We start from the raw sequence: 14,158 nt of genomic DNA, 5'->3' as shown, positions 1-14,158 counted from the left end.
CTTTTTAAGTAACATTTTGATATATAGTATTGTATGAATTTTGAAAATCTCTTAAAGAGAATAATGGATTCAGATGTAAACATACGACATAGTATAGTCACAGATAATGAAGGAAACATACTTGCTACAAGCCACAGAGAAAGCGTGACAAACTATCTGTCACAACAAGAAACAGAAGCATCTTTGAAAAGAGCCGCACAAGCATGGAAAGGAAGAAAAGAACTCAGTTCAAAAATTGGAAAGGGGTTGTATGCAGTAGCTGCATTTGAAAAGATTACAAGAATGACATTTCCTTTAGGAGATGACAACCTAATCTTTGTCAGTATGGGTTCAGATACGGTAAGAAAAGATGTTCATGAAGGTGGTCAGAAACAAATTGTTGAGCATGTTCTAAACATACTTAGTCGTGATCCAACCAAGGCATAATCTGAATAAGGAAATTGTCAGCAATAGAACATACCAAAGAATGTCAATACCGAATGGATAATGATATGCCACATACTAATTGCTATTGTAAATGCCACAAGATCATTATGGCTGATTCAAAAAATTTAGAATCAAGAACCTTTTGAGTCAGAATTAGGTTCAAAATTTTCAATAATTTCAGTAACGCGCATAAGAATTGTTTCTTTTATCTTCTCCTGGGTCATGCCAGAGGTGTGCATCAGTTTCATTTGATCAAGTAAAGCAAAATGAACTCTACCTTGCAGGTAATCAACTATGCCATAGCCTTGTTTTGGGAATTCTGTAACAAACAAATCATGTTCAAAAGAATCTCCACTAGTTTCAACCATAAAATAATTTGTTTAAAACCAGTTATAAAATTTCCAAATACTCATTAAACTCCACACAAGATTCAGCACATGACAGAGTTTATCCATAAGCCATATGACAAAATCTATGTTCGAGATATGATAAAATTGGATCTTGATGATCTAATTGGAATGATGTCATCTCTAGAGTCAGCTAATGCATATTGGGTTGATGGTGTGTTGTTTGCAAGCTTTGCAATGACAGAATCTGAAGAGCTGGCAAAAAAAGAGATGCAAAATGAAATGTATCTAGATAAAATAATTTTTGCAAAATATGAAAACTATTCAAAAACAGTCAAATCATCTACAAACCTTGAGATCGGCATTCTAAATATGAACAAAAGTAAATTATACAAAGATTTGATCGCATGGCTAAAAATTCAATCAGTCTGGAATGAATAAAAAATTAGGACTGGGTCCAAGAAGGATATCCGCCTTCCAATGTTACTGCAATGAATCCCTCTTTAATTAATTCATCAGCAGCAAGATTTCCTCGATAACCAGACCACAATAAGTACAGATTTTCTTTCCTCGAAGATCCTCAATCTGCTTCTTTTTTGCATTTCTAATGCTCAAACCTAAAGGCATGTGAATGGAACCATCAATTTTTCCACCCTCAAGTTCATCATCTTCTCTCACATCAATAACTACAAAATCATTTTTCTGAGATTTTAGCGCAGATGCAGTTATTTTTTCAGCCATATTGATAATTTACATACGTCAAATTTGTATGTATATGATTTGATAACAAGATAGTTAACATCAAAATTAACGTTGCCAGTTTTAAATATTGTTCATGCAGCATAGAATTATGACTGAAACTACAGACATTAAAGAAACAATATTTGATTTTATTAAAAACAGAGCAGAAATTAATGAAACAACTGCAATACGACATATTCATAGAAGATTTGGCATTTCAGAGGAAGAGGTAGAAAAAATTCTTGATGAGTTTGTTATTAAAAAAAAGATAAAGAAAATCTATGACGAAGAATATCAAGAAAATAGATTCACAGTAGAGACATCAAATCAATCTTTTTAAGAGAACAACTAAAAGAACAATTATGATGTTTAAATCTGAAAAATCAATCAAAGAGTACCTCAAAAAATTACCAGATGATACAATAATCAAATACTATCTGGATGTAGAATACAGTCCATTTCCAATATTAGTGATTGAAGAATATACACAGCGATTCAAGAGAAAAACAAAAGATGAGATTATCAAAGATTTAAAATATCAAGCCAGACTAGCCCGCAAAAAAACTCGAGAATTGGGGAAAATGGCAAAAAAACGAAAGCTTGTAGATGATGTAACCAAACAAAAATCAGAAGAGATCATAAATCACGCAAAAAAGAAAGGGTTTGAGATAGGTAAAATAATTTCAAGGAAAAAAGCAAATTTGGAGACACAGATTAAGAAAACAGCAAAATCAGGCACAGTTAGAAAAAGGATTTCAAAGAAAATAAAAACCTCAACTCAAAATCATCTTGATGAATTAGAAAAACTTGGGAAATTAAGGAAACAAGGATTAATCACTGCAAAAGAATTTCAAGAAACTAAAAAGAAGATATTATCAAAGATTTAGAATAAGATATCCCATATGCCATAACACCATCACAAGACTGAGACAATAATCAGTAATATCTAGCAATAGATTTTTTCACATCAAATATCTTAGCGTGGAATAAATGCAGATGCCCAATACTGGGTTATTTTTCTATTAAGATCAACAAATGCATCTGCATTATCATTGAGTTTTTTTGCATAGTTTTTTCCATACTCAATATTGCTGATAGTAATTTTATGCAATATTGAACGAAATTGGATTGTCTCATCAGCGATGTTTTCAATAATATCTTTGGTAGCATCAGGTAATTTAGAATCAAGCCCAGATGTGGTTAGGAATTCTTTTTGAAGAGAAAGATTAGAATTTACAAAATTCTTCCATACTTTATAATATTCATTTTGCAAATCAAATAGTGTTTGTTGAATATGGGGAACGTTTTGTTCAAGTTCTAAAAAATATTTTTTACTAATTTTTTCAAATAATTCAAAATCACTATGTTTGGGTTTATCACTCATAATTTTATTTCCAGTTTAGTTGATTTAAACTAGTAGATATAAAATTTGACATAAAATTATTTTAAAAATGCCAATGCCTTGACAATGTCAGTCTTGCTAATTATGCCGATAATATTATTGTGACCAGACAAAACACCTGCACCGTTGATGTTTTTATCCAAGAGAATTTGTCCAGTTTTTGCCAAATCATCATCATAACTCACAGATACAATATCCTTACTCATTATTTCATCAATTTTTGTACTGCCCCCAAATCCAGAATCAGAAACAAATCCTTTTCTTGGAAAAATTACTGAGATGAGAGGATCACTGTTATCAAGAACATCATCTTGCTGTCCTAATTTTAGTGCCAGATTAAACAAATCACGAAAAGTTACAATTCCAACAGGAGTTTCATTATGATCACGAATAATTACACGAGAAATTTTGTCATCAATCATTTTGAGTACAACTTTGTAAAGAGGAGTGTCTGAATATTGCCACGCATAATACGGAGACATGTATTCACCCACAGTCTTTTGATTAGCATGTATTTTTGTAAAGAATCTCACTAGATCTGTTTTTGTTATGATTCCAGACACCTCATTATTTGTAGTCACAACCAAAGAACCAATGCCCTGTCTAAGCATAAGTTCAGCACATTCTGTCAATTCCGTTTTTTCATCAACGCTAATTATTTTTTTATAAATTTCAGATAATGAGATGTCATTGAGTTTTCTTTCAGAATTATCAGTAAGAAGAAACAATCCAAGATCTTTTTCAGACACTAAACCGGTAATTTTGTCATTTTGAGTAACAAGTAATCTACTTTTTTTCTCATCAATGATTTTTTTAAGTACATCATCAAGATTTGACTCATACTTGATGGTTCTAGGAGAATGCATGTAATCCTTAGCATATTTCATAATTTCAAAAAGTCAATGAGTAATAAAAAATGCAGTCTAATTACCAACAATGAAAATCAATTATGGGTTGAAAATGAAATGAATATACACTAGAAGATTACACAAAAAAGCCTAATGATTACATTTGAAAATAGAGTCCGTTATGAATACAAAATCAAGACTGCCAAAGTGGATACTCTTGTAAAATCAATTATGACTCATAGAGAACCAAAAAGTCAAGAGGCAATAGATGCATCAAAGTTTCTAGATGTATTAATTTCTGAAATAGACCGATTTTATGAAGAGAACAGTGATCTTTTATCTAAAAAAGGAAAACGCCCACATCCACGTTCACGCTTACCAGAAAACAAAGAGTGGAATGAGAATGTGGAAAAATATTATGAGAAAAATCCTCGTAAAAGACCTAGAAAATAAAAAACTATTTCTGAAATTCCATAATCATTCTAATTTTTGGAAATTCTAAAACTGCTTTTATGTATTAAATTCATATTATAACCTAAATGGATGATGTTCCAAATCACAGACTCCTAGAACATTCTTAAGTAGAGTTTGCAGAATTGGAACAAAAGATCAAATTTGTTGAGGAATTAATTAAAGAGATTGATGAGTAAATTATCAAAAATAACTATCATCACAACATTTGACAAAATTATGGTTATCTACGATTCCAGATAGATTGAGCCTAGAAATTCTCAAATATTGTTATCTAAAAAACATATCATGGAAAACCCAACTAAGATAAATTCAGTCTATTGGGATGAAAAAACAAAATCATGGCAATACAAAGTTGTTCCTGTTGAAGAATATCACGGATATACAGAATGCCAACATTGTAGAAGACCAATGTCACACAACATAAAGAGTGAAGGGGAATTCAAAGTAGTCTATGTAAAGTGCGGATGCGCAAGAGAGTAATTAACTTCCACTTGACATGTAGATTAAAACTCCAGATAAAATCACAATCAAAATTGCTGGGGGAACCCATGATTTCATGAGATCATCTCATTGTTTAGATAGTATTTTTCTATTCTTTCATTCATGGGCTCAACATAATCATCACATGTTTTAATGAATTCCTGACGAGTGTTTTTTTCACTGCTTACAAGAATTACTATTTGGTTAATTTTTTCTCCCGTAACTTCTTGAAACATTTTGGCATAACAGGTAGTTTGTAGGTAATATTCATACATGTATTCATCAACTTGGGGTTTTCTTTTTGTCTTATAATCAATAATAGATAATTTTCCATTGTATCTTGCTATTAGATCACTTGTTCCTGCAACCTTTAGCTTGTCAGAATACATTCGTTGTTCAATACATATTACATCTGAAATATTTTCTAAGAAGGGCTTCAAATTATTAAAATGAGCAATTGGAAGTAAATCAAATTCTTCTAAATTCAAATTTCTGCTCAAATAATCTTCAATAATTTTATGAGATTGAGTTCCAATGTGTTGAGACTGTGCGGTGATGTATTCATGAGCAGGTTCATTTTCCCTCCAGGCAGACAAGCCATTTTTCTTTTCGTCAGATGCAGTTGAAGATAAAATTGTACTTATCGAAGGATAGATTTTATCAAATTTTGTTTGATACCAGTGTCCATCTTCTCTATCAAGCAATGTAGGCTCTCGCATTTTTAGCATCTGAGCAAAATTGGGCATGAATAAATTTAGAATACTAGTAATTTAATGCTAAGTCATTTAATCATTTTTTGAAATTTGTCAAATTCAGATTTTGTCTTTACGAATTGATCTGTATTAATTTTCAGAGCAAATAAAAGATCCATTTTTTTATTAATTATGAAAATTTGTTCATCAAGGATTAGCGTTTCAATAAATTCCTCATTAGGATATACTGTGAATTGAAGGAATTGCTCAGCAGTTTTAATTTTTAATTGAAATCCCATAAAAAGACCTAATTCGTCATCTTTGTTTAAAAATCCCACAAGACTAGATCTAAGGGAAGGATCATTTTTGATCACATCATAATTATTTTGAGTATCAATTAGGCATGCAACCGGTTTTCCTTTAACATGTAAAATGACCGATTTGTGGGTTGGTACAAAATCTTCAGTGTTGGTCATTTTGTCTAAGGGCATATTTTTACAAAGGGTTTTAGTATTGTTAAGTATCACGATTTATCATTCAAATTATGAGCGACCTAGATGAGTCAATTGGAAAAATATTACTGGAGTTACAAAAAGATGATCCAGAGACATTTGCAAAATTAATGAAAAAAGCACAACAAGATAATCCAGAGTTGTTTGAAGATGGAGATTCAGAAAACAAGGAGATTGAAGAATATAACAAAAAAGTAGATGAATATAACAAAAAAATTGACAATGAATAGATTTTCATAATAACCGTGGGTTTTAAACAAAAATTACCATAGGTTATCTTCTTGGGATACAGATGTCTTATTTGCAACGTGATTTTAGGAACTCCTAGAAAATTAGAGGATCATCTTCAAATCGAATACAAATGGGGTCAAAAACGGAAATTATAGGCTCAAACTTTGATTGTTTTGAAATATCTAATTTTTTATTGAATGAGTAAGAACTATTCTTGTTGAATTTTCTTTCAAAAAAAGTGGTAGACTTTCAAAAAAAGAAACTAGACTCGGCTGAAGGGACATTGAAAAAGTACATTCAAGAAATGAAAGAGTTTGAAAATACAGGTGATTCAAAAGGAGTTGAAAACCATAAAAAAATGATAAAAATTTGGACAGAAAATATTGAAAAAATTAAAAAAGAGATCAAAAAGATAGAGTCAAGATAATGGATGTTAAAATTTATCACATATTTGATTGCTGTAGTAAATTAGCAAATGGAATCAAAAGGTTATGAAGTTTAAGAGAGATTCAAAATCATTAGAAAATACCTCAGAGTTGAGAATACTTGCAGAGTATAACAGAAGATTCAAACAAATGAAAATTACTCAGAAAAAAGCAAACAGGCTACGTGATCAAGAGATGCACAAAGAATCAAAAAAATTTCAAGAGTTGGTAGAACTATTACTAAAAGAGATTGAAGTATATTATAGGAAATACCGAACAGTTTTGATAAGATATGGTGTTTTGCCAGAGTCCCCTTTAATTATTGATGATATTACAAAAGAGGAAAAAGAAATCGCCAATACATGGCAAACTAATCATCAAAGGAAATACGGAGTATAAGAAATAATTTTAAAATAAAAAGAAGAAATTTAGGAGTTTACTGTAATGAATAATGAACATCACAAAACAGAACAGTTCCGTTTGGCAATGTTTTTGCAATAATAGAATGACCATCTTCTAATCCCTTACCACAAACATAGCACTCAACTTTACTTACCGAAGTCTGAACATTTTGTTTTTTGAGAATTTGCATGTCGTGCATAATTGCTCGATTTACCCCCTGCATGGTAACTATACTACGATCAACTAGCCTATAAAGGTACCGTACTATACGGTAATTTGGTTGAGCCTGGGAGATGAGTCAATTTAGACAAAAATTGTTTCATCAAAGCCTACTTTACAATTTAAATAATAAACCACTAGAATTTTGTCTATGGGTGGATACCTTTGGAAAGACTCAGGCAAAAGTAGTACCCCTAGATTTATCTGAAAACCAATTTCAAATTTACAATAAAATTTCAAGAAATTATTCTCATTCATTTCTCTTTGAATCACTAACGGGTCCAGAGGTTTTGGCTGAAACTTCGGTAATGGGTTTTGATCCTAAAATAATTCTAAAAGGCTATTCAGATAAAGTTGAAGTCATACAAAATGATAAAACCAGCACAATTCAAACTAGAAATCCATTTGAAGAGTTGAAAAAACTTCTTGGAAAATCAGAGGATCAGAGCTATAGATATCTTGGAGGAGCAGTAGGAGTTGTAAATTATGATGCAATTAGAATGGTCGAAGACATTCCAGATAGTCACAATTCACCACAACCGTTAATGGAGTTTGGAGTATATGATGATGGGTTATTATATGATAATGTACACAAAAAACTATTTTATTTTTATCACGATGAAAATCGATTTGATAAATTAGTAATGAGTGATGATAAGTTTGGTGAATTTCATTCAAGTGATGTTAAACCAAACATGGGCGAATCAAAATTTTCTGAAATTGTAAACAAAGCAAAAAAATACATTCATGATGGAGATATTTTTCAAGTAGTATTATCACGTAAATTCGCATTTGATACAGACGGAGATAATCTTACACTTTACAAAACATTAAGAAAACTAAATCCATCACCATACATGTACCATCTAAAGCAAGATAAAAAAACAATAATCGGAGCTTCACCTGAAATGTTAGTTAGAATTACAGAGGACAAAGTAGAAACATTTCCAATTGCAGGAACTAGAAAAATTACATCTGATGAAGAGAAGAATAAACAGTTAGCTGATGAATTAATTCATGATGAAAAAGAGTTGGCAGAACACACCATGCTTGTGGATTTGGGAAGAAATGATATTGGAAGAGTATGCAAATACGGAACAGTTCATCCAGAGTCATTAATGGAGATAAAACGGTTCAGTCATGTTCAGCATATTGTTAGCCATGTGGTAGGCAATTTAGCACCTGAAAATGACATGTTTGATGCTTTTCAGGCAGTGTTTCCAGCAGGAACAGTATCAGGTGCGCCCAAAGTCAGGGCTATGGAGATCATAGACGAGCTTGAGACTGAAGCTAGAGGACCTTATGCAGGGGCAGTAGGATATTTCTCATATAATGGATGCTGTGATTTCGCAATTGCCATTAGAAGCATATTCATCGAAGACGGAAAAGGATTTGTCCAGTCAGGGGCAGGAATTGTTTCAGATTCGATTCCAGAAAATGAGTTCAAAGAAACAGAACACAAAGCTGGAGCGATGCTGCAAGCACTAAAGGAGGCATCATCATGAAATTTTTAATCATAGATAATTATGATTCATTTGTATACAATATTGCACAATATCTAGGAGAATTAGGAGTAGACTGTGATGTAATTAGAAATGATAAGATTACTCTAAATGAGATTCAAGAAAAAAGATATGATGCAATAATTATTTCACCAGGTCCAGGAACACCTGAAGACAAAAAATATTTTGGAGTGTGCAGTGATGTGATCAAAGAAATGGGTTCAAGTACACCCATACTCGGAGTGTGTCTTGGACACCAAGGAATAATTGATGCATTTGGAGGAAAGGTAACTAATGCAGGATGTATAAGACATGGAAAAACAAGTCCCGTCAAACATATAGATTCAAAATTATTCAGAGATGTAAAAAATCCATTTAAAGCAACAAGATATCATAGTTTAGTTGGAGACAAGACAGTTATTCCAGATATTCTAAAAGTTACTGCAACTGCATCAGATGACGGCGAAGTTATGGCAATAGAACACAAAAACTATCTGATTCAAGGAGTACAATTTCATCCAGAATCAATAATGACAGAAGATGGAAAGAAGATTCTTTTGAATTTCATTAATCAAGTAAAGGAGAAAAAGAAATGATTTCAAGACTAATTTCAAAAATACAAGAAAAAACAGATCTAACATACGAGGAAATGAATCAAGTTATGACAGACATTCTTTCTGGCAAGACAACTGATATGGAGAATGCAGATTTTCTCTCAAATCTGGCAGATAAGGGTGAGACAGATGATGAGTTGCTAGGAATGCTTGATAAAATGCAAGAGTTTTCACTCAAAATTGAGCCTAAAAACACTGGAACCATTATTGACATGTGTGGGACAGGTGGAGACAAACTTCAGACATTTAACATATCAACTACAGCGTCATTTGTTGTGGCAGCAGCTGGAGGAATTGTTGCCAAACATGGAAATCGCTCAAGTTCAGGGATTTCAGGAAGTGCAGATATTTTTGAATACTTTGGTTACGACCTAAACTTAGAGCCAATACAGATTGCAGAAATTTTAGAAAAACACAATATCTGCTTTATGTTTGCACAGAAATTTCACCCTGCAATGAAACATGTTTCTGCAGCAAGAAAACAATTGGGAAAAAGAACAGCATTTAATTTACTTGGACCACTCTCAAATCCTGCAGGGGTAAAAAACCAACTAGTTGGTGTGTTTTCAGCAGAATATTTGGACAGATTGCCACTGATACTAAAGAGAAAAGGTGCTCAAAACGTTATGACGGTTCGCTCAGATGATGGAATGGATGAGTTTTCCACAAGTTCAATAAACAGAGTATGTGTTTTAAGAGATGACAAAGTTTTGATGAATGCAATTGATCCTGAAGTTGTAGGATTACACAAATCATCATTAAAAGACATTCAAATTAAGACAAAAGAAGATGCAGTAAAATCATTTGTTCATGTTTTAGACAATACTGCAAACCAAGCAATGATTGAAACGACAGTTCTTAATGCAGCTGGTGGATTAATTGTTGCAAACATCTCAAATAATTTTGAAGAGGCAGTAGAGTTAGCATCAAACACAATTAAAGATGGCAAAGCTATGTCATTATTAGAGAAATTTATTCAAGACACAGGAGACATTTCAAGGTTAAAGGAGATAACAGATGGCTGAAAACATTCTTCGAAAACTAGTCAATAATTCACAAATGGCAATTGATGATGGTGTGTACGAAATTGAAGCTAACTTAGAAAAATCAACCAAAGATTTCATTCAAATTATTAAGACAAGTGGTCATGCACCACTACTCACAGAAATAAAATTTGCATCCCCATCGTTGGGCAAAATACGTACACTAACTGACCCAGCAAGTGTTGCATCCCAGATGATAGCAGGAGGCTCAAAAGCACTATCAGTCCTAACACAGCCACATCTGTTTCATGGCTCACCAGAATATTTTATGAAGGTAAGGCATGCAGTAGACGTCCCAATGCTGATGAAAGATATCATGATAGACAAAGTACAGATAGATGCAGCAAAAAGAATTGGTGCAGATTTTATGTTAGTAATTCAATCATTGTTTGATAAAAATTACCTAAAAGATATTGATGATTTTATTGCATATGGACACAAGCAAGGATTGCAGATTCTCCTAGAAGTACATACAAAAGAGGAGTTTGAAAATGCACTAAAGACTGAAGCTGATTTGATTGGAATCAATAACAGAAATCTTGACACGTTAGAAATCAATCTTAAAACGACTGAAACAATTTTGTCAGGAACAGAAAAGACAAGACTGATACTTTCTGAAAGTGGTATTGAAACACCTGAAGACATTCAATATCTAAAAAAGTGCGGCGCAGATGCATTTCTAATAGGTTCAAGTATAATGAAAAGTGACAACATTGAAGAGCAGGTAAGAAATTTGGTGAATGCATATTGAAATATCCAAAAAATGGTAAATTTGGCGAATTTGGTGGAAAGTACATTCCAGAAACACTAGTTCCAGCAATAGAAGAATTAGAAGAAAACTATCTGAAATTCAAAAATGATAAAAATTTCAAAAAAGAATTAGACTATTATCTCAAAGTCTATGCAGGGCGTCCAACACCACTATACTATGCAAAAAACTTATCAGAAAAATTAGGAGGGGCAAAAATCTATCTAAAAAGAGAAGACCTGCTGCATGGCGGAGCTCATAAAATAAACAACACACTTGGGCAAGCACTTCTTGCAAAAAAAATGAAGAAGAAGAGAATCATTGCAGAAACAGGTGCAGGACAACACGGGGTTGCAACTGCCATGGCATGTGCAGCACTGGGAATGAAAGCCGAAGTGTACATGGGATACAAAGACACCATTAGGCAAAAGCTAAATGTATTTAGAATGAATTTACTTGGTTCAAAGGTTCATCCAGTCAAATCAGGCTCAAAAACACTCAAAGATGCAATTAATGAAGCAATTAGGGATTGGATCACAAATGTTGAGACTACATATTATTTACTTGGGTCAGCAGTAGGGCCTCATCCATATCCTGTAATGGTCAGAGACTTTCAAAGTGTGATTGGTAATGAGATAAAATCACAGATGAAAAAACTAAACAAAACACCAGATAGTGTAATTGCATGTGTTGGCGGAGGATCAAATGCCATTGGTACATTTTATCCGCTAGTAGACTCTAATGCAGAAATCATTGGAGTAGAAGCTGCAGGTCACGGTTTAAAATCAAAAAAACATTCTGCCACACTATCAGCTGGAAGCAAAGGTGTTCTTCATGGAATGATGACATATTTACTTCAAGATAAAGAAGGACAAATTACAGAGACACACAGTATTTCAGCTGGTCTTGACTATCCAGGAGTAGGGCCTGAGCATTCTTATTTCAAAGACAATAAACGTGTAAAATACCACTCAGCTACAGACACAGAAGTAATTGAAGCATTTTTGATGCTAACTAGAACAGAGGGAATCATTCCAGCTTTAGAATCAGCTCATGCAATTGCCGAAGCAATCAAAGTTGCAAAAAAGAGTAAAAAGTCTGAATCAATTGTAGTGACACTTTCTGGAAGAGGTGACAAAGACGTAGAAGAAGTACAAAACTATTTGAGTAAAAATGTCAAAGATTAGTGAAAAATTTGCAGAGTTGCAAGAAAAAAATCAAAAAGCTCTGATTTCATACATTATGGCAGGATTTCCAAATGAGAAATCAACCATATCAGTTGTAAGAGGTTTAGTAAAAGGAGGGGTAGACATTATAGAACTAGGATTTCCTTTCTCAGATCCTCTGGCAGATGGTCCTGTTATTCAAAATGCGAGCACAATTTCACTTAAAAAAGGCATAAAAATAGACAAATTTTTTGCGCTAGTAAAAAAAATCAGAAAAGAGACAGATATTCCACTAGTACTGATGACATATACCAATATTCTATATCATAAGGGATATCAAAAATTCATCAAAGATGCAAAAAATGCAGGAATTGATGGATTCATTCTTCCAGACATGTCAGTTGAAGAATCAAAAGAATATCTCCAAGCTGCAAAAAATATTGCGGACACTATTTTTCTAATATCTCCTAACACCAGTAAAACTAGAATTCAAAAAATCGCAAAAGCATCATCAGGCTTCTTGTATCTTGTTGCAATTTATGGAATCACCGGAGTTAAAACAGGAATTAAAAATTATACCATAAAGGCAATCAAGAATGTAAAGAAACAAACCGATGGAAAGATTCCAATTGGAGTAGGATTTGGAGTGTCAACCCCAGATGACGTAAAAAAATACATCAAGGCAGGAGCAGATGGAGTAATTGTAGGAAGTGCTTTTTTGAAATTAATTGAGAAAACTCCTCAAAGTAAATTAGAATCAAAAATAGAATCGTTTACTAAATCTCTCAAAAAACAGACATTGCAGAAAAAATAAGAACCGTCTAAGTTAGGTGGCCAAGTTTACAAACTGGCATAGAGGGGAAACTCAATTTCAGTTATGACCACCTACTAGATGTTCTCAGTGTATAATAGTAAAAGAAAAATAAAAAATTCACCTTATCAAAAACTAATACATGTTCAAAAATCAAGATTTTTTTTTACAATTGTATGATTTTGAAGATTAAGTTATTTTTCATCAGATTCGTCTGGCTCATTTGCCTTGTCTCTTACTTTTTTCATAACACAGAATTTTGCAAGAGTTTTCATAAATCCCATAACACCAAATGAGCATTCAAGTAACTTAAGCATATTGATAGAATATAGTCAAAAACTTAATCAAAAACTAGTGTGAGATTTGACCTAGTTTTTTATCCAAAGAATCAACCTGGCTAACCAATTTTTTTACAATATCACTAATTTCCTCTGCTTTAGGCTCTTTTGGCTTATCTGTGGTATCTGCCCAATCAAGCATTGCACAAAATATGGTTCGTACCTGCAAGGAATTATCATATAGTTCATCTAGTGTAATCTGTTTTTTCTTTGTTTCATCATTTGGATAGATTATCAAATATCCATCATTTTGAATCAGATATTGTTGGTATGCAACAGCATCTGCAAAATCAACTAAAAACAAACCTCTAATTGCATTTTTTAATTTTGGGTTGTATTGCATCTTGTTGCAAGTTTTTTTAAGAATTTGATTTAATGTAGTGTTTTCATCAAACCCACCTTTGAGTTTGGTAGGATCAATTATTATTTTTAGAAATTTTTCAAATACTTTTAGATGTGAATTAATATATGACATCATCGAATAAATTGCAAAAAGTATTACATCATCACGCTTTTCAAAATTATCTAATTTTTTAATAATCTCAGAAAATGAATGAGAAAATCCTTTTTCAAAACCAATAAAATTTAGAAAAAACTTTTCGTCATGGTATTGACGATTAAAATGGTATAATCCATTTTTTTCAATGTCATTTAGAATTACTATAATTGCCTTGTAGTTTGAATCAACATTATTTGTCATAAAATGTTTGGATTTTGTACAAACTTAAGTTTTTGAA

Annotated in this window: 24 protein-coding genes; 15 read left to right on the top strand and 9 right to left on the bottom strand. The window is 32.4% G+C overall.

Annotated elements, in window-relative coordinates; all coding sequences use genetic code 11:
- The first annotated feature begins 33 nt into the window (after window positions 1–33).
- A complete protein-coding gene (locus C6989_RS09165) occupies window positions 34–426 on the top strand; it encodes a hypothetical protein (RefSeq protein ID WP_237087622.1) in 393 nt (130 codons plus the stop codon).
- 131 nt (window positions 427–557) lie between these two features.
- On the opposite strand, the gene C6989_RS09160 is transcribed toward C6989_RS09165, so the two are convergent.
- Entirely contained in the window at window positions 558–794 is a 237-nt protein-coding gene (locus tag C6989_RS09160; RefSeq protein ID WP_148703332.1) for a hypothetical protein, read from the bottom strand.
- A 69-nt stretch (window positions 795–863) separates the two neighbouring features.
- Here C6989_RS09160 and C6989_RS09155 point away from each other — a divergent pair, with 69 nt between their 5' ends.
- Window positions 864–1,214, top strand: coding sequence for a hypothetical protein (locus C6989_RS09155; protein WP_182126960.1), 351 nt, complete (start codon window positions 864–866; stop codon window positions 1,212–1,214).
- Window positions 1,215–1,280: 66 nt separating this feature from the next.
- On the opposite strand, the gene C6989_RS09150 is transcribed toward C6989_RS09155, so the two are convergent.
- Entirely contained in the window at window positions 1,281–1,514 is a 234-nt protein-coding gene (locus tag C6989_RS09150; protein WP_255464689.1) for a rhodanese-like domain-containing protein, read from the bottom strand.
- 109 nt (window positions 1,515–1,623) lie between these two features.
- Between C6989_RS09150 and C6989_RS09145 the strand changes: the two genes are divergently transcribed.
- Both C6989_RS09145 and C6989_RS09140 read left to right on the top strand, forming a co-directional pair.
- On the top strand, window positions 1,624–1,854 hold the full coding sequence (locus C6989_RS09145) for a hypothetical protein (protein WP_148703329.1): 231 nt from the start codon (window positions 1,624–1,626) through the stop codon (window positions 1,852–1,854).
- A gap of 22 nt (window positions 1,855–1,876) precedes the next feature.
- Entirely contained in the window at window positions 1,877–2,401 is a 525-nt protein-coding gene (locus C6989_RS09140; RefSeq protein WP_182126959.1) for an SHOCT domain-containing protein, read from the top strand.
- An 89-nt stretch (window positions 2,402–2,490) separates the two neighbouring features.
- On the opposite strand, the gene C6989_RS09135 is transcribed toward C6989_RS09140, so the two are convergent.
- Together C6989_RS09135 and C6989_RS09130 are read right to left on the bottom strand one after the other, a co-directional pair.
- Window positions 2,491–2,898 (bottom strand): hypothetical protein, encoded by a 408-nt coding sequence (locus tag C6989_RS09135; protein WP_182126958.1) that lies wholly within the window; start codon window positions 2,896–2,898, stop codon window positions 2,491–2,493.
- Window positions 2,899–2,954: 56 nt separating this feature from the next.
- Window positions 2,955–3,803, bottom strand: a complete 849-nt coding sequence (locus C6989_RS09130; protein ID WP_182126957.1) for a CBS domain-containing protein — start codon at window positions 3,801–3,803, stop codon at window positions 2,955–2,957.
- A gap of 114 nt (window positions 3,804–3,917) precedes the next feature.
- Between C6989_RS09130 and C6989_RS09125 the strand changes: the two genes are divergently transcribed.
- Window positions 3,918–4,217 carry a hypothetical protein gene (locus C6989_RS09125; protein ID WP_148703325.1) on the top strand — a complete coding sequence of 100 codons (300 nt, stop codon included), beginning with the start codon at window positions 3,918–3,920 and terminating at the stop codon, window positions 4,215–4,217.
- Window positions 4,218–4,523: 306 nt separating this feature from the next.
- Complete coding sequence (locus C6989_RS09120; RefSeq protein ID WP_182126956.1) at window positions 4,524–4,718, top strand: hypothetical protein; 195 nt, start codon at window positions 4,524–4,526, stop codon at window positions 4,716–4,718.
- A gap of 74 nt (window positions 4,719–4,792) precedes the next feature.
- Here the strand turns inward: C6989_RS09120 and C6989_RS09115 are convergent, their stop codons facing one another.
- Both C6989_RS09115 and C6989_RS09110 read right to left on the bottom strand, forming a co-directional pair.
- On the bottom strand, window positions 4,793–5,464 hold the full coding sequence (locus C6989_RS09115) for a PD-(D/E)XK nuclease family protein (protein WP_182126955.1): 672 nt from the start codon (window positions 5,462–5,464) through the stop codon (window positions 4,793–4,795).
- Window positions 5,465–5,499: 35 nt separating this feature from the next.
- A complete protein-coding gene (locus C6989_RS09110) occupies window positions 5,500–5,901 on the bottom strand; it encodes a hypothetical protein (protein ID WP_182126954.1) in 402 nt (133 codons plus the stop codon).
- A gap of 53 nt (window positions 5,902–5,954) precedes the next feature.
- Between C6989_RS09110 and C6989_RS09105 the strand changes: the two genes are divergently transcribed.
- The 3 genes from C6989_RS09105 to C6989_RS09095 all read left to right on the top strand — a co-directional run bounded on the left by C6989_RS09105 (window position 5,955) and on the right by C6989_RS09095 (window position 6,977).
- Entirely contained in the window at window positions 5,955–6,152 is a 198-nt protein-coding gene (locus C6989_RS09105; protein ID WP_182126953.1) for a hypothetical protein, read from the top strand.
- Between the two features lie 218 nt (window positions 6,153–6,370).
- Window positions 6,371–6,580: a hypothetical protein gene (locus C6989_RS09100; protein WP_182126952.1), complete on the top strand. Its 210-nt coding sequence runs from the start codon at window positions 6,371–6,373 to the stop codon at window positions 6,578–6,580.
- Window positions 6,581–6,644: 64 nt separating this feature from the next.
- Window positions 6,645–6,977: a hypothetical protein gene (locus C6989_RS09095; RefSeq protein WP_182126951.1), complete on the top strand. Its 333-nt coding sequence runs from the start codon at window positions 6,645–6,647 to the stop codon at window positions 6,975–6,977.
- A gap of 37 nt (window positions 6,978–7,014) precedes the next feature.
- Here C6989_RS09095 and C6989_RS09090 read toward each other — a convergent pair whose 3' ends face one another.
- Window positions 7,015–7,203, bottom strand: coding sequence for a hypothetical protein (locus tag C6989_RS09090; protein ID WP_182126950.1), 189 nt, complete (start codon window positions 7,201–7,203; stop codon window positions 7,015–7,017).
- Window positions 7,204–7,354: 151 nt separating this feature from the next.
- Here C6989_RS09090 and C6989_RS09085 point away from each other — a divergent pair, with 151 nt between their 5' ends.
- From C6989_RS09085 to trpA, 6 genes are read left to right on the top strand one after another with little or no spacing between them, the layout of a single operon-like run.
- Window positions 7,355–8,704, top strand: a complete 1,350-nt coding sequence (locus C6989_RS09085) for an anthranilate synthase component I family protein (protein ID WP_182127050.1) — start codon at window positions 7,355–7,357, stop codon at window positions 8,702–8,704.
- Window positions 8,701–9,297 (top strand): anthranilate synthase component II, encoded by a 597-nt coding sequence (locus C6989_RS09080; protein ID WP_182126949.1) that lies wholly within the window; start codon window positions 8,701–8,703, stop codon window positions 9,295–9,297. The genes C6989_RS09085 and C6989_RS09080 overlap by 4 nt, the downstream gene beginning before the upstream one ends.
- Window positions 9,294–10,340, top strand: coding sequence for an anthranilate phosphoribosyltransferase (trpD, locus tag C6989_RS09075; protein WP_182126948.1), 1,047 nt, complete (start codon window positions 9,294–9,296; stop codon window positions 10,338–10,340). The genes C6989_RS09080 and trpD overlap by 4 nt, the downstream gene beginning before the upstream one ends.
- Window positions 10,333–11,109 carry an indole-3-glycerol phosphate synthase TrpC gene (locus C6989_RS09070; RefSeq protein WP_148703312.1) on the top strand — a complete coding sequence of 259 codons (777 nt, stop codon included), beginning with the start codon at window positions 10,333–10,335 and terminating at the stop codon, window positions 11,107–11,109. The genes trpD and C6989_RS09070 overlap by 8 nt, the downstream gene beginning before the upstream one ends.
- Entirely contained in the window at window positions 11,106–12,293 is a 1,188-nt protein-coding gene (gene trpB, locus C6989_RS09065; protein WP_148703311.1) for a tryptophan synthase subunit beta, read from the top strand. The genes C6989_RS09070 and trpB overlap by 4 nt, the downstream gene beginning before the upstream one ends.
- Entirely contained in the window at window positions 12,280–13,086 is an 807-nt protein-coding gene (trpA, locus tag C6989_RS09060) for a tryptophan synthase subunit alpha (RefSeq protein ID WP_182126947.1), read from the top strand. The genes trpB and trpA overlap by 14 nt, the downstream gene beginning before the upstream one ends.
- Window positions 13,087–13,277: 191 nt before the next feature.
- Here trpA and C6989_RS10285 read toward each other — a convergent pair whose 3' ends face one another.
- Together C6989_RS10285 and C6989_RS09055 are read right to left on the bottom strand one after the other, a co-directional pair.
- Window positions 13,278–13,400: a hypothetical protein gene (locus tag C6989_RS10285; protein WP_255464688.1), complete on the bottom strand. Its 123-nt coding sequence runs from the start codon at window positions 13,398–13,400 to the stop codon at window positions 13,278–13,280.
- A gap of 34 nt (window positions 13,401–13,434) precedes the next feature.
- On the bottom strand, window positions 13,435–14,121 hold the full coding sequence (locus C6989_RS09055; protein ID WP_182126946.1) for a hypothetical protein: 687 nt from the start codon (window positions 14,119–14,121) through the stop codon (window positions 13,435–13,437).
- Between the last annotated feature and the right edge of the window lie 37 nt (window positions 14,122–14,158).

The sequence above is a fragment of the Nitrosopumilus sp. b2 genome (assembly GCF_014078535.1).
Taxonomy (GTDB): domain Archaea; phylum Thermoproteota; class Nitrososphaeria; order Nitrososphaerales; family Nitrosopumilaceae; genus Nitrosopumilus; species Nitrosopumilus piranensis.
This window is presented reverse-complemented; position numbering and strand designations above follow the sequence as displayed.

What these genes read in the sequence shown, in the direction of transcription:
- C6989_RS09080 (WP_182126949.1), top strand. Translation starts at nt 8,701, where the DNA reads ATGAAATTTTTAATCATAGATAATTATGATTCATTTGTATACAATATT.
- C6989_RS09160 (WP_148703332.1), bottom strand. Translation starts at nt 794, where the DNA reads ATGGTTGAAACTAGTGGAGATTCTTTTGAACATGATTTGTTTGTTACA.
- C6989_RS09135 (WP_182126958.1), bottom strand. Translation starts at nt 2,898, where the DNA reads ATGAGTGATAAACCCAAACATAGTGATTTTGAATTATTTGAAAAAATT.
- C6989_RS09165 (WP_237087622.1), top strand. Translation starts at nt 34, where the DNA reads ATGAATTTTGAAAATCTCTTAAAGAGAATAATGGATTCAGATGTAAAC.
- C6989_RS09145 (WP_148703329.1), top strand. Translation starts at nt 1,624, where the DNA reads ATGACTGAAACTACAGACATTAAAGAAACAATATTTGATTTTATTAAA.
- C6989_RS09090 (WP_182126950.1), bottom strand. Translation starts at nt 7,203, where the DNA reads ATGCAGGGGGTAAATCGAGCAATTATGCACGACATGCAAATTCTCAAA.
- C6989_RS09110 (WP_182126954.1), bottom strand. Translation starts at nt 5,901, where the DNA reads ATGCCCTTAGACAAAATGACCAACACTGAAGATTTTGTACCAACCCAC.
- C6989_RS09105 (WP_182126953.1), top strand. Translation starts at nt 5,955, where the DNA reads ATGAGCGACCTAGATGAGTCAATTGGAAAAATATTACTGGAGTTACAA.
- trpA (WP_182126947.1), top strand. Translation starts at nt 12,280, where the DNA reads ATGTCAAAGATTAGTGAAAAATTTGCAGAGTTGCAAGAAAAAAATCAA.
- C6989_RS09070 (WP_148703312.1), top strand. Translation starts at nt 10,333, where the DNA reads ATGGCTGAAAACATTCTTCGAAAACTAGTCAATAATTCACAAATGGCA.
- C6989_RS09120 (WP_182126956.1), top strand. Translation starts at nt 4,524, where the DNA reads ATGGAAAACCCAACTAAGATAAATTCAGTCTATTGGGATGAAAAAACA.
- C6989_RS09125 (WP_148703325.1), top strand. Translation starts at nt 3,918, where the DNA reads ATGATTACATTTGAAAATAGAGTCCGTTATGAATACAAAATCAAGACT.
- trpD (WP_182126948.1), top strand. Translation starts at nt 9,294, where the DNA reads ATGATTTCAAGACTAATTTCAAAAATACAAGAAAAAACAGATCTAACA.
- C6989_RS09115 (WP_182126955.1), bottom strand. Translation starts at nt 5,464, where the DNA reads ATGCCCAATTTTGCTCAGATGCTAAAAATGCGAGAGCCTACATTGCTT.
- C6989_RS09140 (WP_182126959.1), top strand. Translation starts at nt 1,877, where the DNA reads ATGATGTTTAAATCTGAAAAATCAATCAAAGAGTACCTCAAAAAATTA.
- C6989_RS09130 (WP_182126957.1), bottom strand. Translation starts at nt 3,803, where the DNA reads ATGAAATATGCTAAGGATTACATGCATTCTCCTAGAACCATCAAGTAT.
- C6989_RS09150 (WP_255464689.1), bottom strand. Translation starts at nt 1,514, where the DNA reads ATGGCTGAAAAAATAACTGCATCTGCGCTAAAATCTCAGAAAAATGAT.
- C6989_RS09155 (WP_182126960.1), top strand. Translation starts at nt 864, where the DNA reads ATGACAGAGTTTATCCATAAGCCATATGACAAAATCTATGTTCGAGAT.
- C6989_RS10285 (WP_255464688.1), bottom strand. Translation starts at nt 13,400, where the DNA reads ATGCTTAAGTTACTTGAATGCTCATTTGGTGTTATGGGATTTATGAAA.
- C6989_RS09095 (WP_182126951.1), top strand. Translation starts at nt 6,645, where the DNA reads ATGAAGTTTAAGAGAGATTCAAAATCATTAGAAAATACCTCAGAGTTG.
- C6989_RS09055 (WP_182126946.1), bottom strand. Translation starts at nt 14,121, where the DNA reads ATGACAAATAATGTTGATTCAAACTACAAGGCAATTATAGTAATTCTA.